We start from the raw sequence: 17,541 nt of genomic DNA on the forward strand, positions 1-17,541 counted from the left end.
ATTAAATAGTGTTTATCTGCGGCAACAGCAGCCCTTGCTTGGCCGCCACAGCCTCACGCAAGAAGGCCCAGGTGGCCTGCATTCGGGCCACATGCTTGTTGTCGCCGGGCATGGACATCCAGAACGTGCGCTGAAACCGCGCCACGCCCGGCAACACCGGTATCAGCGCCGGGTCTTGCGCTGCCACGAACGCAGGCAACACCGCCAGCCCCGCCCCAGCCCGCGCCGCCTCGTACTGCGCCAGGATGCTGGTGCTGCGCAGCGCAAAGTGTGCGGGGCGGTGCAGTTCATCCAGAATCTGCAACTCTTTGCTGAACAGCAGGTCGTCCACATAGCTGATGAAGGTGTGGCCACGCAGGTCGTCGGCCGTGCAGATGGGGGCATAGCGCTCCAGGTAGCTGCGCGCACCGTAGAGCTGCAACACGTAGTCGGTCAGCTTGACCACCAGCACCGCACCGCGCGCCGGGCGCTCCAGCGAGATGACGATATCGGCCTCGCGCCGCGACAGGTGCACCAGGCGCGGCAGTGCCAGCAGGTCTACCACCAGCCCGGGGTGGCTTAGTGCAAAGCGCGCCAGTTGCGGCGCCAGAATCAGGTTGCCAAAACCCTCCGTGGTGCCAATGCGCACCAGGCCGTGCAGGCCCTGGCGCACGCCAGGCGCAGCATTTTCCACGGCCAGAAAGGCGGCCTCCATGGCCTCGACCTGTGGCAGCAGCGCGCGCCCGGCCTCGGTGAGCCGATGGCCGCCCGCCTCGCGCGCAAACAGGGCGGCGCCCACCTGCTTTTCCAGCGCCTGCAGGCGCCGGGCCACGGTGGTGTGGTCCACCGCCAGTCGCCGCGCCGCACCCACCAGCGTGCCGGCACGGGCCAGTTCCAGAAAATAGCGCAGGTTGTCCCAATCCATGGCGGTCTCCGTGCGGCAGCCCAAGGGCCTACCGATGTGCAAATTTGCAAAATACAACCATTCCATTGTCTCTTGCACCGGTACTTTTGCACCAACGCCGTTCATGACGTCAGCAGTCGTTCGCGTGGATGAATCCTCCCGGCGACAACTTGCCGTCAGTCGCCAATTGACGCAAAATGCGCCAATCAGGAGATCCTTATGGCATCCACCCCGTTTGCATCGGTCAAGCTCCCCCACACCCTCGTCGAGCAGGCCCGCCAGGCTGCGCAGCCCATGCGCCGCTCGGTGGCCAGCTAGATTGAATACTGGGCCACGCTGGGCCAGATCGTGGAGCACACCGGCCTGAGCGTGCAAGAAGCACGCTCCGCCATCGAGCAATATGAAGCCGCGCCCCGCGCGCAGGCCACGGCTCCCACCTCGGTGGACGCGCTGACCGCCCGGCTGCTGGCTGCGCAAACCAGCGGCTCGCTGGCCCAGCGCGTGCGCGAAGTGGTGCGTGCAAACCAGACCCACGCAGCCTGAGCACATGGCACGGCCCCACACCGCAGCGCCCCCGCCGCTGTGGTTCCATCTGCTCGCCGGCCCCAATGGCGCGGGCAAGTCCACCCTCTACCGCGCTTTGGTGCGCGAAGGCTTGCTGGGCCCACCGCTGGAATTCGTGAACGCCGACCTGCACGAGCGCGAATATCTGCAGCACATCGCCAATGCCCAGGAGCGCTCTGAAGCCGCCCGCGCCTGGGCCGACGCGCGCCGCGCACGCCTGCTCGCAGATCGCACGCCGTTTGCAAGTGAAACCGTGTTCTCCCACCCGTCCAAACTGGCATTGATCAAAGAAGCGCAGCGCCACGGCTTTACCGTTGCGCTGTACATCGTGGCGCTGGACGACCCGGCCCGCCTGCTCGACCGTGTGGCGCAGCGCGTGCGCGAAGGCGGCCACCCTGTGCCACCCGAGCGCATCCTGGCGCGCTACCCGCGCACCATGGCCCACCTCACGCAGGCCGTGCAATGGGCCGATGCGGCCTACCTTTACGACGCCATGGACGTGACCGAAGGCGGCACACGCCTGGTGGCCGTTCGCACCGCCAGTGCCACCACGACACTGGCAGCTCGCCTGCCCGCTTGGGCGCAACGCGTGCTGGGTACAGCCGGGACTGAATAGCACCGTAAAAATCCAACAAAAATGCCTTTGGCGCTTACAAATAAAGCGTCTACAGCTATTTTTTTCAGGAGCAAATGGGTAAGCCACCACCCGGTGCCACAGCAAAGGCACGGCCGCAGGCAAAAGGTGATGCAGTTGGCCCGGCCCATGGCGGTCTCCGAGCGGCATCCCAGGCGGCCCGCACTGTGCAAATTTGCAAATCTCAGGTGCGTTATTGTCTCTTGTGCAGATAATTTCGCACAGCTACCATGCGTGCAGTCGGCATTGTTGCCGCCCCGTTCTTATTCAGGAGACAAAACCCATGGATGCATCCACCGCCGTCAAGGCCCCCACCGTCAAGCTGCTGATCGGCGGCAAGTTCGTCGAATCCAAGACCACCGAATGGCGCGACGTGGTCAACCCCGCCACGCAGCAGGTGCTGGCCCGCGTGCCGTTTGCCACCGCTGAAGAAATCAACGCTGCCGTGGCCTCTGCCAAGGAAGCCTTCAAGACCTGGAAGAAAACCCCCATCGGCGCGCGCGCCCGCGTCTTTCTCAAGCTCCAGCAGCTCATCCGCGAAAACATGGGCGAACTGGCCGCCATGCTGACGGCCGAACAGGGCAAGACCCTGCCCGACGCCGAGGGCGATGTGTTCCGTGGCCTGGAAGTGGTGGAGCATGCCGCCAGCATCGGCAACCTGCAGCTGGGCGAGCTGGCCAACAACGTGGCTGGCGGCGTAGACACCTACACCCTGCTGCAGCCCCTGGGCGTGTGCGCCGGCATCACGCCGTTCAACTTCCCGGCCATGATCCCGCTGTGGATGTTCCCCATGGCCATTGCCACGGGCAACACCTTCGTGCTCAAGCCCTCCGAGCAAGACCCCATGGTCACCATGCGCCTGTGCGAACTGGCCCTCGAAGCTGGCGTGCCGCCCGGCGTGCTGAACGTGATCCACGGCGGCGAAATGGCCGTGAACGCCATCTGCGACCACCCGGACATCAAGGCCGTGTCGTTCGTGGGCTCCACCAAGGTGGGCACGCATGTGTACAACCGCGCCACCCTGGCCGGCAAGCGCGCGCAGTGCATGATGGGCGCGAAGAACCACGCCATCATCCTGCCCGACGCCAACAAGGAGCAGACCCTCAACGCCATCGCCGGTGCCTCGTTCGGCGCCGCTGGCCAGCGCTGCATGGCCCTGCCCGTGGTGGTGCTGGTGGGCGAAGCACAGAAGTGGATTCCCGACCTGGTGGCCAAGGCCAAGACGCTCAAGATCAGCGGCGGCACCGAAAAGGGCACGGACGTGGGCCCCGTCATCTCGTGCGCCGCACTGTCGCGCATTGAAGGCCTGATCGAACGCGGCATTGCCGACGGCGCCACGCTGGAACTCGACGGCCGCAAGCCTACCGTGCCCGGCTACGAGAAGGGCAACTTCGTCGGCCCAACCATCTTCAGCGGCGTCAAGCCCGGCATGGTGATCTATGACCAGGAAATCTTTGGCCCCGTGCTGTGCCTGGTGGGCGCCGCCAACCTGGACGAAGCCATCGAGTTCATCAACTCCAACCCCAACGGCAACGGCACCGCCGTGTTCACGCAAAGTGGCGCTGCAGCGCGCAAGTTCCAGGAAGAGATTGACGTCGGCCAGGTCGGCATCAACGTGCCGGTGCCTGTGCCGGTGCCGCTGTTCTCGTTCTCCGGCTCGCGCGCCTCCAAGCTGGGCGACCTGGGCCCTTACGGCAAGCAGGTCATCCTGTTCTACACCCAGACGAAGACCGTGACGGCACGCTGGTTTGATGACAGCACCGCTGGCCAGGGCGTGAACACGACGATTAGCCTGAAATGAAACACCCCCCTGAGGCCCTTCGGGCCTTCCCCCCGCTCTCGCAGCGCTGCGCGCTGCGGGCAGGGGGACGCTCCCGGCGCGGCGGGGCGGCCCTTGCGCGGGAGCCCTGGCCTGGGTCGCGCCCGTTGCATGCGACGCGGGCGGCGCGCAGCGCTAGCGATAGCTGAAATGATGAGGGGCTGTCAGCCGATCGTCATCGCCGCCCTGCTTGCGTTGCAGGTGGGTGGTGCCTGGGCACAGGCGGGCGCCGCCTGCCGCCCGGGTGGCACCGTGGCTGAGGTCAATGCCTGCGCGGTGCAGGATTTTCAGGCGGCCGACACCACCATTGCCGTGCTGTATGGCGACGTGATGCGGGCCCTGTCGGCCCACGAGCGCCCGCAGCTGCGCCAGGAGCACAGCGCCTGGCAGCGCGATCGCGTTGCCCGCTGCAAGCAGGCCACGCGGGCCACCGAGCAGCAGCCCGATGGCCCGCGCACCTACCACGAGTGCCTGACGCGCGAAACGCAGCAGCGGCGCCAGGGCATCATGCGCTGGCTCAGCGCCGACACGCCTGCAAAGCCCTGACAGACCCCATTAGTCGCAAGACACCTGCGAGATTCCCCCATGGACTTTGAACTCACCGAAGAACAACGCGCCTTTGCCCAGACCGCACGCGACTTTGCCCAGGCCGAATTGGCCCCACACGCGGCGTTGTGGGATGCCGAAGGCATCTTCCCCAAAGAGGCGATTGCCAAGGCGGGCGAGCTGGGCTTTTGCGGCCTGTATGCGCCTGAAGCCGCCGGTGGCCTCGCCCTGCCCCGGCTCGACGCCACGCTGGTCTTTGAAGAAATGGCGGCCGTGGACCCCAGCACCACCGCCTTCATCACCATCCACAACATGGCCACCTGGATGCTGGGCACCTGGGCCACGCCCGCGGTGCGCGACCACTGGGGGCCGCTGCTCACCACCGGTCAGAAACTGGCCAGCTACTGCCTGACCGAGCCCGGCGCGGGCTCGGACGCCGCCTCGCTCAAGACGCGCGCCGAGCTGGCGGGCCACGAATACATCCTCAATGGCAGCAAGGCCTTCATCAGCGGCGCGGGCGCCACCGATGTGCTGGTGCTGATGGCGCGCACGGGCGACGCTGCCTCGGGCGCGGGCGGCATAAGCGCCTTTGTGGTGCCCGCCGATGCGCCCGGCATCACCTATGGCAAGAAGGAACACAAGATGGGCTGGAACAGCCAGCCCACACGCACCATCAGCTTTGATAACGTGCGCATCCCCGCCAACCACCTGCTGGGCCGCGAGGGCGAAGGCTTCAAGATCGCCATGAAGGGGCTGGACGGCGGGCGCATCAACATCGCCACCTGCTCGGTGGGCGCGGCGCAAGGCGCACTCAACGCCGCCCAGCAGTACATGCACGACCGCAAGCAGTTTGGCAAATCCATCGCCAGCTTCCAGGCCCTGCAGTTCAAGCTGGCCGACATGGCCACCGAACTCGTTGCCGCGCGCCAGATGGTGCGCCTGGCCGCCAGCAAGCTCGACGCCGGTGCGCGCGATGCCAGCACCTATTGCGCCATGGCCAAGCGCTTCGCCACCGATGCGGGCTTCAACGTGGTCAACGATGCCCTGCAGTTGCACGGCGGCTACGGCTACATCCGCGAATACCCGCTGGAACGCCTGCTGCGCGACGCCCGCGTGCACCAGATCCTCGAAGGCACCAACGAAATCATGCGCGTGATCATTGCGCGGCGCATGCTCGAAGGCGATGCGCCCGATGTCATTCGCTAGCTTTTTCATAGCTGATTGCGCTTATCCATAAAGCGCTAGCAGCCCATTTCATGTAAACCATGCCCGCCCGCCCTCTCAGCGATGAAACCCTGCACCTGATCGACGCCGTGCGCGCCGCGCTGGCGCAGCGCAACGATGTGGAAGAACGCACGCTGTTTGGCAGCTACTGCTTTTTTGTGGACGGCAAGCTGTGCATGGGCATCAAGGGCGACGAACTGCTGGTGCGATTGCCGCCCACACGGCATGCCGAATTTCAGGAAATGCAGAACACGCGCGAGCTGTCGCCCGAAGGCAAGATGCAGGGCTACTTCTGGATCGAGCCCAACGGCTACGCCACGCGTGCGCAATGGAATTTGTGGTTCGCAGAAGCCCTGGCCTACAACCCGCAAGCCAAAGCCACGCCACCGCGCAAACGTGCGGCAGCCGGCCCGCAACCACCCCCAACGCCGCCAACCCCCAGCGGCAAGCGCCACAGCATTTTTGGCGACGACTCTCCGTAATTTCAAGCCTTTTTAGCCCCCAGCCCTTATCCATAAAGCGCTAGCAGCTATCAAATTCATAAAAATTTCCGACCCATCACCCACATCACCACAAGGAGACAACACCATGAAAATCGCATTCATCGGCCTCGGAAACATGGGCGGCCCCATGGCCCTGAACCTGCTCAAGGCAGGCCACGAAGTCCAGGCGTTCGACCTGTCAAAACCCGCCTGCGACAAGCTGGCCGCTGACGGCGTGGCCATTGCCGCCAGCGCCACCGCCGCAGTGCAAGGCGCCGAGGCCATCATCACCATGCTGCCCGCCAGCCAGCATGTGGAAGCGCTGTTTTTGGGCAGCAACGGCCAGAGCGGCCTGCTGGCCCACATCGCCAAGGGGGCGCTGGTGATCGACAGCTCCACCATCGCCGCCGCCACCTCCCAAAAAGTGGCCCAGGCCGCCCAAGCGCAAGGCGTTGACTTCATCGACGCCCCCGTTTCTGGTGGCACCGGTGGCGCCATTGCGGGCACCCTCACCTTCATGGTGGGCGGCACGCCCCCCGCACTGGAGCGCGCCCGCCCCCTGCTCGAAAAGATGGGTGCCAACATCTTCCACGCCGGCGCCGTGGGCGCAGGCCAGACCGCCAAGATCTGCAACAACATGCTGCTGGGCATTCTGATGGTCGGCACCAGCGAGGCCATCGCCCTGGGCGTGGCCAACGGCCTCGACCCCAAGGTGCTGTCAGAAATCATGCGCCGCAGCTCGGGCGGCAACTGGGCGCTGGAAAAGTACAACCCCTACCCCGGTGTGCACGAAAACGCCCCCGCCAGCAAGGGCTACACAGGTGGCTTTGGCACAGACTTGATGCTCAAGGACTTGGGGCTATCCCAGGAAAACGCCACAGCCGTGAAAGCCAGCACCCCACTGGGCGGCATGGCCCGCGCGATCTACGCGGCGCACAGCATTGCGGGGCACGGCGGAGAGGATTTCTCGAGCGTGATCAAGATGCTTCAGAAGAAGCAGGCATAGCTGGGTTTTTCTGTCAGCCGATCACAATACGGGTGCTGTAGCATGTAGTTACAGCGCCCGTTGTCATTTTTCGACTGCAAATTTTTAGGTTTGCCTAAATAGCGGCAAGCCGCAAAACCCCAGGGAAAACTCGACGTGCACTGTTTTTATCCGGCGAGTGTGAGTTGAACTGAAGTCGTCTAATTCTAGTTAGCCATTATGTCCAAGCGCATTCCCACCGAAAGACAAGTGCTCCGCTGCATCTACGATACGTATGAGTAATCTTTCCCCGTAGAAGGCTCACATGTTGGCAAGGTCATGGTTGCAATCGATCTTGAGGCGCTCGCGAAAAAGCTTGATACCGACAAGCATGTTTTATTTGGCTACCTCTACTATCACCTTGATCATAAGTATCGGTATCAATCTGGCGAAAACAGTTATGTCCATCTGTTCACCCAAAGAGCTGGTGACCTGCGTCACGCCATAAACTTGCCGTACCTCGCAGCCATTCTTGCTGGTCAAGACCAAGAGCACTCTAAATTTGCCTGGTCGCTTGGCGTGTCCTTGGTTGCACTAGCCCTATCGGTGGGTGCAATCATCGCCCAGTTGGTGGCGTCGCCATGAAGGCTAACCATTCCATCGAGAGGGACCGCCCACAAGCTGCGCTTGTGGGTTCCCTTCGCGGCTTCGCCGCTACGGCGGCCCCTCACGTCAAACGTTAAATGTCACACGCTTGAACTACTCTTGTGGAGAAAAAATGAGTTTGTTTGTAATTGTCGTAGCGGCAGGACACGCTATCCCACCAGTGATTGCTGCTGCACTAGGAAAATCAAAAACCACCGTTTTTATCGGTGCTGGTATTGCCTGCGCGATTGCTGTCATGTCAGGAAATCCAGCATTCATAGCAACTGACATAATTGGCGTTGGCCTAGGTACTTGACTCGGCCTCTCAATGATCAAACAGACTCCAACGAACAGTTAATGACACATTTGAAACTATTGAGATATGAACAAATCACCAGTTAGATCGCGCTCAGAAAGAATAGAAAATATCAAGCAAGCATTCTGGGGAAAACTTATTCAAGTGCTCGGTTATATTGCATTCATAGCTTTTGCACTCTTCTGCATGAAGTTCGGAGTAAGTAAGCTGGATTTCTAGCCTAACCTTTCGTCGCAGCCAACCGTCTACGGCGGCAGCTGAACTCAGGGCGACAGTTAGGCATCATCATTTGGAGGTTCGTAAAAATGAAAAAACAACTCTTACTGCTGGCGTTTTTAACGAGTACAACATCTGCATTCGCAGATATAACCAGTCAGCTCGCCCGCTTTGTCGGGTACACAATCATCGCGAGCAAGACAGTTGCAGGCTACCAAGACGGAAACGGAAAGAAGTCAGATAGCTTTGAAGGATGCGAGTATGACAGAGTAATAATATTTGATGACAACAAGATTCTCACGTGTGCCGGTTATGGGTATCAATATTCATATCGCCCTACTGCAATAATTATTTCAAACGGTTCATCATTTAAAATGATTATAGAAAGCGACGTTTATGACATGAGGCGGTAAACAATAACTGGGGTCACAATAACTGGGGTCAGATTCCAATTAAGCGCCCTATTAGGTTTCACAAAAAAAGGCGCTTCATCGCGCCTTTTTAGTTGATGATCGATCAAATTCCTAAACCGGTCCGGCATCGATCTTCGACAGCGCTTCATTCACGAGAAAAATCTTGCCATTCACCTGAGAGATTCCAAAGCTCTTCAGCCGTGCGGTGTGCATGGCCAAATAAGCCTGTGCGCTCTGGGCATCCTTGAAGCAATAGATACCGCCGGCCTCGTTGGCTTCCTGGTTCTCTGTCCAAATCTTCCAGACCAAACCGGGCTCATTGGCGATGGATCGGGCAAGTCCGTCCATGGCTGCGGCCATTTCCTGACCCCAGGGGCCGGTGTACGGAAAATCAACTTGAAGGATGTAGCTCATAAAAACTCCTTTGATGCGAGAAAACTGGGCGCTTATGCACAGTGCATGTTTCAAGAATACGTGACACACGGGCTTGTCGGCTTTTTGCCCGGGGCTGCACAGGGTCCGAGCAAAAAGCACCCGAGACACACCTGCCAGCGCGATTGGGAATTTTCTCTTACGAGACCCTGAGAGCCACCCACTCTGCCATGCAATGCCGCGCCAGCGCCGTCACCCAGCAGGGCTCCCCCGGCACAAAGGCAATTCCGTACAGCGGGCTGACGAGAAACCCCGCGCGGTCAAAAACCGTGCTGTCGCTCGATTGGACGAACGCTGCCAGGTCGCGGAACGGCACGGCCACGGGGCCCAGGTGCAGCACCTCGGCACCGACGGTCACTTCTTCCAGCCGGCCGCTGTCTTGAAAGCGGTAGACCACATCGCCATAGTCCAGCGCGGTCAGGCCCACGGAGTTGCGCGATTCGCTGCGCGGCTGGCCGTGGGCACGGATCACATCGTCGCGCGTGGCGGTGAAGGGTGTGCCGTTCACGCTTTGGTAGGGTTGCAGGTGCATGGGCGATTCTGTGGCGGCGCGGTGCGGCGCCGCAACCGGGGGGCATGCATCGAACCGTGGGGCGCGGCATGGGCGTATATTGGCCCGTGCTGCGGCTGGCAACCCGTAAGGGCGCCGCAATGGTTCAGCATGAAAATGGCTTGTAGCGCACGCCAGAAAAGCGCGGGCAGCTATCAAAACTGAAGTTCTTTTAACCACCCTCTTCCACCATCTGCGATGACAGCTTCTACCGACTTCGCCCCCATGCCCGACACCGCTGGCTTCTTCGGCCCCTATGGCGGCCAGTTGGTGCCGCCGCACCTCAAGCAGGCCATGGACGACATCAACGCCGCCTATGCCGAAATCACGCAGCGGCAGGATTTTCAGGACGAGCTGGCGCAGCTGTGTGCCGACTACGTGGGCCGGCCCAGCCCCATTTTTCACGCCAGGCGGCTGTCGGCGCAGCTGGGTGGCGCGCAGATCCACCTCAAGCGCGAGGACCTGAACCACACCGGCGCGCACAAGATCAACCACTGCCTGGGCGAGGCGCTGCTGGCCAAGTTCATGGGCAAGAAGAAGGTGATTGCCGAGACGGGCGCGGGCCAGCACGGCGTTGCGCTGGCCACGGCCTGCGCGCTGGTGGGTATTCCGTGCGAGATCCACATGGGCCAGGTGGATATCGAAAAAGAACACCCCAACGTCACCAAGATGCGCATCCTGGGCTGCAAGCTGGTGCCGGTGACGCGCGGCGCCGCCACGCTGAAGGAAGCCGTGGACAGCGCCTTCGAGGAGTATCTGACCAACCCCACGGACTACATCTACGCCATCGGCTCGGTGGTGGGCCCGCACCCGTTCCCGATGATGGTGCGCGACTTCCAGAGCATCATCGGCCGCGAGGCGCGCGAGCAGTTCCAGGCCAAGCACGGCAAGCTGCCCGATTACGTGACCGCCTGCGTGGGCGGCGGCAGCAATGCCATGGGCATGTTCACCGCCTTCCTTGGTGATGCCAGCGTGAAGCTGGTGGGCGTGGAGCCTTCGGGCGAAGGCACCGACAAGCCCGGCCGCCACGCGGCCACGCTGAGCATGGGCAAGCCCGGCGAGATCCACGGCATGAAGTGCTATGTGCTGGAAGACGCCCCCGGCGTGCCCGCCGCCGTGCACAGCATCGCCTCAGGCCTGGACTATCCTGGCGTGGGGCCGCAGCACAGCTACCTCAAGGACATCGGGCGCGTGCAGTATGAGTCGGCGACGGACAAGGAATGCCTGGATGCGTTCATGCAGCTCTCGCGCGTGGAAGGCATCATCCCCGCGCTGGAAAGCGCCCATGCCGTGGCCTGGGCAATGCGCGTGGCGCCCACGCTGAGCAAGGACACCGACATCCTCGTGAACCTCTCCGGCCGTGGCGACAAGGATGCGGATTACGTGGCGAAGTTACTGGGGATTTAACGCCCCGGCGGCACAAGCCCCGCGCGTATCCGGGCCCGCGGCGCCTTCCGGGCGACAATCGCGGGCACGCATCCTCATTCACCTTTTACGAGCAATCTCCATGTCACTTCCATTCAACAAGCAACGCAGCCGACGCCTTCGCAAGAAGATGCGCGTGGGCGAATTTCAGGAACTCGGGTTCGAGTACGAGCTGAAGTTGAAGCAGACCCTGACGCCCGACCAGGAAGAGGCGCTGATGGACCGCCTTCTGAACGAGTTGATCCTGCCCCGCAACCTGGCAGCATCTGGCTGGGTGAGCGAGGGTTTCGTAATGGCATACCTGCGCGGCTCTGCCACCGAGGACGACCGCCAAGCCACCCAGGCTTGGCTTGCCGCACAGCCAGAAGTGGCCGAGGCCACGGTGAGCGCCTTGAAGGATGCGTGGTACGTGGAACACTGAATGCCGGGGGCGATGGAGTGCCTTTTAGGCCCCTAGACCCCGTGCAATCAGCGCTGAACGCTATTGCTTTGAAAGCAAACTGACGCCGCACTCCCGGCCGAGCCGACATGAAAAAGCCCCCGGTGCCTTAAAAGCTAGGCGTTGGCTTAAAGTGTTGACGTCAGCCAACTCGGCACCTGCTTCGCCCTCTGAGCCTTTCCGGTTCAGAGGGCTTTTTCCTGCCGGAAATTTCTCCAGTACCTGAGATGCTTAGCGATTCGACGGCCTACGCCCCGTCCTCAGGCTTCCTGCACGGACTCGGGGGCCGACGCGGCACGAAACTCGTCGTCGTACGACACGCGGACTACACCGAGCTTGAGTCCGAGCACGCCGAAGACCCGGTTCATTGTCTGGACCGTTCCCTCACTTTTCTCGCGCTCAATGTCTTGCAGCGTGCGAAACGATATTCCCGCCAACTTGGCCAGTTCTGCAGTGGTGAGATGCATCGTCTTCTTCAGATGGCGCACGGCCTGCGCCAGGCTCCATTGCGGATTCGCCAGCACGTCGTTGATAGCCTTCTTACGCAGTTCCAGCTGCTGAGGCAGGGTCAAGGTTTCGTATCGCTTGTCCATGTCGGCGTCCAGTTCAAGTCAGCGCGGTCAATCGCTGGGCTTGCGCCTCAATTCCGCGCTTGATGTGAGCGTGTACCGCTGGTTCCAAGCCGAAGTCAGTACCGTGGGCTGCAATCTTTTTCAGAGGCTCAGCCATCGGGCGCAAGCCTTCAACCAATACCGGGCGGCACACCTCGCGCAACGCTTTTTTCTGCGCAGAAGGCATCCGCTTCTCATTCCTGAGGGTCTGCGCAATCTCACACACCTTGTCGATGACCCTGTTCCAGTCTGGAGCGCTACTGTCATTGCCCTCCCATCGGATGCGACGGGCGATTCCGTCAGGGTGGAGGTACATCGGCGCGAAGTCGTAGAGGGGTGTCAGGCGGATACCACCACTGAAGTCGCGCTGGACTGCGGTATTTCGTGCGTGGTTGTCTTTGTTCCCCAGAGCCAGGTTGGCCACATCCCGCTTGATGTACTCAAGCACTTCCGCAAGCGGGTGGATACATTGCCGCAGCAGCTGCCGGCACACTTCGTCGTGGCTGGGCACCGCATCGAAGCCAGGGTTGCCCGTCAACGTCGCGATACTCTCTTGCCCTAGGCGGAGAACACCCCCGCCCGTCACTTGGCGGTCGAACCGCGGTATGAAAAGCGCTCGCTTGAGCAGTACGAGGTCCGCATGCACGCGAAGCCCCAGCATTCGTGCCAACGCCATATAAGCGGCTTCATGCCGCAGGATGGAGGCAAGGGCCTCGTTGCTGCCCCGTCCGAACTTGACGATGTAGTGCTCCCGCGCCCGCGCATCCGCAAGTGTGTGGTCCAGGTACAGCAGCCCATCCTCTGCTCTCGTGAGCAAAATCTTGGGCCACTCGCCCTGTACCCCAGAGGAGCCAGCCACAAACAGTCCGTGCGAGGCCAGGTACTCCGCGAAGTTGTCTCCCCGTTCGGCCACCTCATCGTCCGTGAAGCCCCGTAGCGGACCAGCGTTCGCGGCTAGCCAGCTCGCGGCCTCCTTCACGCGCAGGTTTCCTACCGAGTTGCCCGCACCCGCGAGCAGCAGCCGCCAGTCCACGCTTTCCCCTGCCGTTACAGATAGCCCCAGTCTGCGGAGAAGCTCTTCTCGCCCAAAGCCCTGCGGCAACATATCGATAAGGAAAACGGGCCAGTGCGGATGCTCGAACGCTTGGAGACCCACCGGGAAGCGACAGGCAAAGGCATGAGCGTCTCGCGCTCCGCCGTGCTCGATGGCCCACTCCACCGAGTAGCCGGTATACGTCTTGCTGCGCCAGCCTTGTGCTTCAGGGCCCAGCAGACTTACGCTTCCCACGTCGCACCAAGCGCCGTTAGCGAACAGTTGGAGGGTGCAGCTCGTATTCATTTGCACAGAATTTTATCACTATTGAAGCTGAAATGCTTTTTATATGTGATAGATAACTGTGCAAGTAATCCGGAGGCCTGCTGTGGCTTACACCCTGCTCCATCCACACTTTTGGCCAACGCCTAGGCCTTAAAAGCACGGGGGCTTTTTTGATGCCAGCGACCGCTGGCAGGCCAGCTCACATGTGGTCGATCATGACCTGCCCAAAACCCGAGCAGCTCACCTGCGTGGCGCCGTCCATCAGGCGGGCGAAGTCGTAGGTCACCTTCTTGCTGGCAATCGACTTTTTCATCGAGCTGATGATGAGGTCGGCCGCTTCGGTCCAGCCCATGTGGCGCAGCATCATTTCGGCCGAGAGGATTTCGGAACCGGGGTTCACGTAGTCCTTGCCCGCGTATTTGGGAGCCGTGCCGTGCGTGGCTTCAAACATGGCGATGGTGTCGCTCAGGTTGGCGCCAGGAGCAATGCCGATGCCGCCCACCTGGGCTGCCAGCGCGTCAGACACATAGTCACCGTTCAGGTTGAGCGTGGCGATCACCGAGTATTCGGCCGGGCGCAGCAAGATTTGCTGCAGGAAGGCGTCGGCAATGCTGTCCTTGATGGTGATTTCTTTGCCCGTCTTGGGGTTCTTGAACTTCATCCAGGGGCCGCCGTCGATCAACTCGGCGCCAAACTCCTTGGCTGCCAGGCCGTAAGCCCAGTCACGGAAGCCGCCTTCGGTGAACTTCATGATGTTGCCCTTGTGCACGATGGTCACGCTGGGCTTGTCGTTGTCGATGGCGTACTGGATGGCCTTGCGCACCAGCCGCTCGGTTCCTTCACGCGACACGGGCTTGATGCCGATGCCCGACGTGTTGGGAAAGCGGATCTTCTTGACGCCAAAATCGTCCTGCAGGATCTTGATGAGCTTCTTGGCCTTTTCACTCTCGGCTTCAAACTCGATGCCCGCGTAGATGTCTTCCGAGTTTTCACGGAAGATGACCATGTTGGTCTTGTGCGGCTCTTTCACGGGCGAGGGCACGCCGTCAAAATACTGGATGGGGCGCAGGCAGACGTACAGGTCAAGCTCCTGGCGTAGCGCCACGTTCAGCGAGCGGATGCCACCGCCCACGGGCGTGGTCAGCGGGCCCTTGATGGAAACCACATAGTCCTTGACGGCATGCAGCGTTTCTTCGGGCAGCCACACATCGGGGCCATACACCTTGGTGGATTTTTCACCCGCAAACACTTCCATCCAGTGGATCTTCTTCTTGCCGCCGTAGGCCTTGGCCACGGCAGCGTCCACCACCTTGAGCATCACGGGCGTGATGTCGGCACCGGTGCCGTCGCCTTCGATGAAGGGAATGATCGGCTGGTCCGGCACATTGAGGGACATGTCGGCATTGACGGTGATTTTCTGGCCTTCGGCAGGCACTTTGATGTGCTGGTAGGTGGTCATGAGCGGGTGTCTCCGGTGGGATGTTGGAATGAACTGCAGCGGGTTTGGAAAAATCCGTAAAACGCCTGAATTTTAGCGGCTCTGCTGTGCAAGAGGCCACCGGGCGTGCGGGCTGACGCCTTCTGCCGGTTGGGTGGCTCCGCCCCATGAAAAATGCCGCACGGCGGGCGTTGGCCCGCAGCACGGCAGATCGGTTTGGCCTGGGGCGGCTGCCGTGCATCACGGGCAGCCGCGTTGCGGCGTCAGACGGCGGCAAGCACCGCGTTCAGGGTGGGGCTGGGCCGCATCACGGCATCGAGCTTGGAGACATCGGGCAGATAGTAACCACCGATATCGGCGGGCTTGCCCTGCACGGCGTTGAGCTCGTCGACGATCTTTTGCTCGTTGGCGGCCAGTTGCTGGGCCAGCGAGGCAAAGCGCTTTGCCAGGTCGGCATCGTCGGTCTGCGCGGCCAGTTCTTGCGCCCAGTACAGGGCCAGGTAGAACTGGCTGCCACGGTTGTCGAGCTGGCCGGTCTTGGGCGAAGGGTTCTTGTTGTTGTCCAGAAGCTTGCCGGTGGCGGCGTCCAGCGTCTTGGACAGCACCTTGGCCTTGGCGTTGCCGGTTTTCAGGCCCAGGTCTTCCAGCGATACGGCCAGCGCCAGGAACTCACCCAGCGAGTCCCAACGCAGGTGGTTTTCTTCCACCAGCTGCTGCACATGCTTGGGTGCCGAGCCGCCCGCACCGGTTTCATACATGCCGCCACCCGCCATCAGGGGAACGATGGACAGCATTTTGGCGCTGGTGCCCAGTTCCATGATGGGGAACAGGTCGGTGAGGTAGTCGCGCAGGATGTTGCCGGTGGCACTGATGGTGTCCAGGCCGCGGACCACGCGTTCCAGCGTGTAACGCATCGCGCGCACCTGGCTCATGATCTGGATATCGAGACCCGCAATGTCGTGCTCGTGCAGGTACATCTTGACCTTGGTGATCAGTTGCGCCTCGTGCGGACGGTACGAGTCCAGCCAGAACACCACAGGCATACCCGAGTTGCGGGCGCGGTTGACGGCCAGCTTCACCCAGTCACGAATGGCGGCGTCCTTGACCTGGCACATGCGCCAGATATCGCCGGCTTCCACATTTTGCGAAAGCAGCACTTCGCCCGTTGCCAGGTCGGTGATGTTGGCCACGCCGTCTTCGGTGATCTCAAACGTCTTGTCGTGCGAGCCGTATTCCTCGGCCTGCTGGGCCATCAGGCCCACGTTGGGCACCGTGCCCATGGTCTTGGGATCAAAGGCGCCGTGCCATTTGCAGAAGTTGATGATCTCCTGGTAGATGCGGGCAAAGGTCGACTCGGGCATCACGGCCTTGACGTCCTTCAGACGGCCGTTGGCGTCCCACATCTTGCCGCCGTTACGGATCATGGCGGGCATGGAGGCGTCCACGATGATGTCGTTGGGCGAGTGGAAATTGGTGATGCCCTTGGCCGAATCGACCATGGCCAGCTCGGGGCGGCCTTCGTGGCAGGCGTGCAGGTCTTTCAGGACTTCTTCGCGCTGGGCGGTGGGCAAGGTGGCGACCTTTTCGTACAGGTTGGCCATGCCGTTGTTCACGTTCACGCCCAGCTCGTCGAACAGCTTGCCATGCTTGGCAAACGCGTCTTTGTAGAAAATCTTCACGCAGTGGCCGAACACGATGGGGTGCGACACCTTCATCATCGTTGCCTTGACGTGCAGCGAGAACATCACGCCGGTCTTGCGGGCGTCTTCGATTTCTTTTTCATAGAACTCGACGAGCGCCTTCTTGCTCATGAACATGCTGTCGATGATTTCGCGGTCGAGCAGCGACACCTTGGGCTTCAAGACGATGGTCTTGCCGCTCTTGGTGAGCAGCTCCATCTTCACATCGCGGGCCTTGTCCAGCGTGAGCGATTTTTCACCGTGGTAGAAGTCGCCAGCATGCATGTGCGAAACGTGCGAGCGCGAGGCCTGGCTCCACTCGGCCATGCTGTGGGGGTTTTTGCGCGCGTATTCCTTCACGGCCTTGGGTGCGCGGCGGTCGGAGTTGCCCTCGCGCAGCACGGGGTTCACGGCACTGCCAATGCAGCGGGCATAACGCGCGCGGATCGACTTTTCTTCGTCGGTCTTGGGGTCTTCAGGGTAATCAGGGATCGCATAGCCCTTGCCCTGCAATTCCTTGATGCAGGCGATCAGCTGGCCCACCGAGGCACTGATGTTGGGCAGCTTGATGATGTTGGCGTCGGGCTCCAGGGTCTTCTTGCCCAGCGCAGCCAGCGCATTCGGCACCTTCTGGTCGTCGCTCAGGCACTCGGGAAACTCACCCAGCACGCGGGCCGCCACCGAGATGTCGCTTTCGGTCACATTGATGCCCGCAGGCGCCGCAAAGGTGCGCACGATCGGCAGGAAAGAAGCAGTGGCCAGGCGAGGTGCCTCGTCGGTCAGGGTGTAGATGATGGTGGGTTGCTGGGTACTCATCGCTTATGTCTCAAGAAATGGCTGAAAAAACCACCAGCTGGGGCACCGGCCGGTAGCGCTGATCGAACAGCGCCATTGTGCTTACTTGTTCTGCGCACCAACCGGTTATTTTGCAATGTAATCTCAC

19 protein-coding genes are annotated in these 17,541 nt (G+C 61.4%); 12 read left to right on the forward strand and 7 right to left on the reverse strand.

From position 1 onward, the window contains the following. Position 1: 1 nt before the first annotated feature. Entirely contained in the window at positions 2-904 is a 903-nt protein-coding gene (locus tag K226_RS0112755) for a LysR family transcriptional regulator (protein ID WP_024815185.1), read from the reverse strand. Positions 905-1,231: 327 nt separating this feature from the next. Here K226_RS0112755 and K226_RS20285 point away from each other — a divergent pair, with 327 nt between their 5' ends. The 10 genes from K226_RS20285 to K226_RS19840 all read left to right on the forward strand — a co-directional run bounded on the left by K226_RS20285 (position 1,232) and on the right by K226_RS19840 (position 8,706). Beyond that, positions 1,232-1,426 carry a hypothetical protein gene (locus K226_RS20285; protein WP_238324225.1) on the forward strand — a complete coding sequence of 65 codons (195 nt, stop codon included), beginning with the start codon at positions 1,232-1,234 and terminating at the stop codon, positions 1,424-1,426. A gap of 4 nt (positions 1,427-1,430) precedes the next feature. Beyond that, complete coding sequence (locus K226_RS0112765; protein ID WP_024815186.1) at positions 1,431-2,063, forward strand: AAA family ATPase; 633 nt, start codon at positions 1,431-1,433, stop codon at positions 2,061-2,063. A 301-nt stretch (positions 2,064-2,364) separates the two neighbouring features. After that, positions 2,365-3,882 (forward strand): CoA-acylating methylmalonate-semialdehyde dehydrogenase, encoded by a 1,518-nt coding sequence (locus K226_RS0112770; protein ID WP_024815187.1) that lies wholly within the window; start codon positions 2,365-2,367, stop codon positions 3,880-3,882. A gap of 168 nt (positions 3,883-4,050) precedes the next feature. Then, a complete protein-coding gene (locus tag K226_RS0112775; protein ID WP_369795434.1) occupies positions 4,051-4,446 on the forward strand; it encodes a lysozyme inhibitor LprI family protein in 396 nt (131 codons plus the stop codon). Positions 4,447-4,485: 39 nt separating this feature from the next. Next, positions 4,486-5,652 carry an acyl-CoA dehydrogenase family protein gene (locus tag K226_RS0112780; protein WP_024815189.1) on the forward strand — a complete coding sequence of 389 codons (1,167 nt, stop codon included), beginning with the start codon at positions 4,486-4,488 and terminating at the stop codon, positions 5,650-5,652. A gap of 59 nt (positions 5,653-5,711) precedes the next feature. Further along, positions 5,712-6,152: a TfoX/Sxy family protein gene (locus K226_RS0112785; RefSeq protein ID WP_024815190.1), complete on the forward strand. Its 441-nt coding sequence runs from the start codon at positions 5,712-5,714 to the stop codon at positions 6,150-6,152. Positions 6,153-6,258: 106 nt separating this feature from the next. Beyond that, complete coding sequence (gene mmsB, locus K226_RS0112790) at positions 6,259-7,158, forward strand: 3-hydroxyisobutyrate dehydrogenase (RefSeq protein ID WP_024815191.1); 900 nt, start codon at positions 6,259-6,261, stop codon at positions 7,156-7,158. Positions 7,159-7,455: 297 nt separating this feature from the next. After that, positions 7,456-7,761: a hypothetical protein gene (locus K226_RS18970; RefSeq protein ID WP_202899887.1), complete on the forward strand. Its 306-nt coding sequence runs from the start codon at positions 7,456-7,458 to the stop codon at positions 7,759-7,761. A 133-nt stretch (positions 7,762-7,894) separates the two neighbouring features. Next, positions 7,895-8,077: a hypothetical protein gene (locus K226_RS19835; RefSeq protein ID WP_155886519.1), complete on the forward strand. Its 183-nt coding sequence runs from the start codon at positions 7,895-7,897 to the stop codon at positions 8,075-8,077. Positions 8,078-8,382: 305 nt separating this feature from the next. Further along, positions 8,383-8,706: a hypothetical protein gene (locus K226_RS19840; RefSeq protein WP_155886520.1), complete on the forward strand. Its 324-nt coding sequence runs from the start codon at positions 8,383-8,385 to the stop codon at positions 8,704-8,706. A 111-nt stretch (positions 8,707-8,817) separates the two neighbouring features. Here K226_RS19840 and K226_RS0112800 read toward each other — a convergent pair whose 3' ends face one another. Both K226_RS0112800 and K226_RS0112805 read right to left on the reverse strand, forming a co-directional pair. Next, the gene (locus K226_RS0112800; protein ID WP_024815192.1) at positions 8,818-9,120 is read right to left on the reverse strand and encodes a monooxygenase; all 303 of its coding nucleotides are present in this window, start codon (positions 9,118-9,120) and stop codon (positions 8,818-8,820) included. 157 nt (positions 9,121-9,277) lie between these two features. After that, complete coding sequence (locus K226_RS0112805; protein WP_024815193.1) at positions 9,278-9,670, reverse strand: hypothetical protein; 393 nt, start codon at positions 9,668-9,670, stop codon at positions 9,278-9,280. Positions 9,671-9,886: 216 nt separating this feature from the next. Here K226_RS0112805 and trpB point away from each other — a divergent pair, with 216 nt between their 5' ends. Then, a complete protein-coding gene (gene trpB, locus K226_RS0112810; protein WP_024815194.1) occupies positions 9,887-11,095 on the forward strand; it encodes a tryptophan synthase subunit beta in 1,209 nt (402 codons plus the stop codon). A 100-nt stretch (positions 11,096-11,195) separates the two neighbouring features. Beyond that, on the forward strand, positions 11,196-11,534 hold the full coding sequence (locus tag K226_RS0112815) for a YggL family protein (protein ID WP_024815195.1): 339 nt from the start codon (positions 11,196-11,198) through the stop codon (positions 11,532-11,534). A 278-nt stretch (positions 11,535-11,812) separates the two neighbouring features. On the opposite strand, the gene K226_RS0112820 is transcribed toward K226_RS0112815, so the two are convergent. From K226_RS0112820 to K226_RS0112835, 4 genes are all read right to left on the reverse strand, one after another. Further along, the gene (locus tag K226_RS0112820; RefSeq protein WP_024815196.1) at positions 11,813-12,145 is read right to left on the reverse strand and encodes a transcriptional regulator; all 333 of its coding nucleotides are present in this window, start codon (positions 12,143-12,145) and stop codon (positions 11,813-11,815) included. Between the two features lie 13 nt (positions 12,146-12,158). Further along, a complete protein-coding gene (locus tag K226_RS0112825; protein ID WP_024815197.1) occupies positions 12,159-13,502 on the reverse strand; it encodes a type II toxin-antitoxin system HipA family toxin in 1,344 nt (447 codons plus the stop codon). A 178-nt stretch (positions 13,503-13,680) separates the two neighbouring features. Further along, positions 13,681-14,940: an NADP-dependent isocitrate dehydrogenase gene (icd, locus tag K226_RS0112830; RefSeq protein WP_024815198.1), complete on the reverse strand. Its 1,260-nt coding sequence runs from the start codon at positions 14,938-14,940 to the stop codon at positions 13,681-13,683. Positions 14,941-15,182: 242 nt separating this feature from the next. After that, positions 15,183-17,414 (reverse strand): NADP-dependent isocitrate dehydrogenase, encoded by a 2,232-nt coding sequence (locus tag K226_RS0112835; RefSeq protein ID WP_024815199.1) that lies wholly within the window; start codon positions 17,412-17,414, stop codon positions 15,183-15,185. Positions 17,415-17,541: the final 127 nt, after the last annotated feature.

Origin of the sequence: Acidovorax sp. JHL-3 (genome assembly GCF_000526295.1) — a bacterium.
Taxonomy (GTDB): Bacteria; Pseudomonadota; Gammaproteobacteria; order Burkholderiales; family Burkholderiaceae_C; genus Acidovorax; species Acidovorax defluvii.

What these genes read in the sequence shown, in the direction of transcription:
- trpB (WP_024815194.1), top strand. Translation starts at nt 9,887, where the DNA reads ATGACAGCTTCTACCGACTTCGCCCCCATGCCCGACACCGCTGGCTTC.
- K226_RS0112780 (WP_024815189.1), top strand. Translation starts at nt 4,486, where the DNA reads ATGGACTTTGAACTCACCGAAGAACAACGCGCCTTTGCCCAGACCGCA.
- K226_RS0112775 (WP_369795434.1), top strand. Translation starts at nt 4,051, where the DNA reads ATGATGAGGGGCTGTCAGCCGATCGTCATCGCCGCCCTGCTTGCGTTG.
- K226_RS0112770 (WP_024815187.1), top strand. Translation starts at nt 2,365, where the DNA reads ATGGATGCATCCACCGCCGTCAAGGCCCCCACCGTCAAGCTGCTGATC.
- K226_RS0112800 (WP_024815192.1), bottom strand. Translation starts at nt 9,120, where the DNA reads ATGAGCTACATCCTTCAAGTTGATTTTCCGTACACCGGCCCCTGGGGT.
- K226_RS19840 (WP_155886520.1), top strand. Translation starts at nt 8,383, where the DNA reads ATGAAAAAACAACTCTTACTGCTGGCGTTTTTAACGAGTACAACATCT.
- K226_RS0112820 (WP_024815196.1), bottom strand. Translation starts at nt 12,145, where the DNA reads ATGGACAAGCGATACGAAACCTTGACCCTGCCTCAGCAGCTGGAACTG.
- K226_RS0112755 (WP_024815185.1), bottom strand. Translation starts at nt 904, where the DNA reads ATGGATTGGGACAACCTGCGCTATTTTCTGGAACTGGCCCGTGCCGGC.
- K226_RS19835 (WP_155886519.1), top strand. Translation starts at nt 7,895, where the DNA reads ATGAGTTTGTTTGTAATTGTCGTAGCGGCAGGACACGCTATCCCACCA.
- K226_RS0112765 (WP_024815186.1), top strand. Translation starts at nt 1,431, where the DNA reads ATGGCACGGCCCCACACCGCAGCGCCCCCGCCGCTGTGGTTCCATCTG.
- mmsB (WP_024815191.1), top strand. Translation starts at nt 6,259, where the DNA reads ATGAAAATCGCATTCATCGGCCTCGGAAACATGGGCGGCCCCATGGCC.
- K226_RS18970 (WP_202899887.1), top strand. Translation starts at nt 7,456, where the DNA reads ATGGTTGCAATCGATCTTGAGGCGCTCGCGAAAAAGCTTGATACCGAC.
- icd (WP_024815198.1), bottom strand. Translation starts at nt 14,940, where the DNA reads ATGACCACCTACCAGCACATCAAAGTGCCTGCCGAAGGCCAGAAAATC.
- K226_RS0112825 (WP_024815197.1), bottom strand. Translation starts at nt 13,502, where the DNA reads ATGAATACGAGCTGCACCCTCCAACTGTTCGCTAACGGCGCTTGGTGC.
- K226_RS0112785 (WP_024815190.1), top strand. Translation starts at nt 5,712, where the DNA reads ATGCCCGCCCGCCCTCTCAGCGATGAAACCCTGCACCTGATCGACGCC.
- K226_RS0112835 (WP_024815199.1), bottom strand. Translation starts at nt 17,414, where the DNA reads ATGAGTACCCAGCAACCCACCATCATCTACACCCTGACCGACGAGGCA.
- K226_RS0112815 (WP_024815195.1), top strand. Translation starts at nt 11,196, where the DNA reads ATGTCACTTCCATTCAACAAGCAACGCAGCCGACGCCTTCGCAAGAAG.
- K226_RS0112805 (WP_024815193.1), bottom strand. Translation starts at nt 9,670, where the DNA reads ATGCACCTGCAACCCTACCAAAGCGTGAACGGCACACCCTTCACCGCC.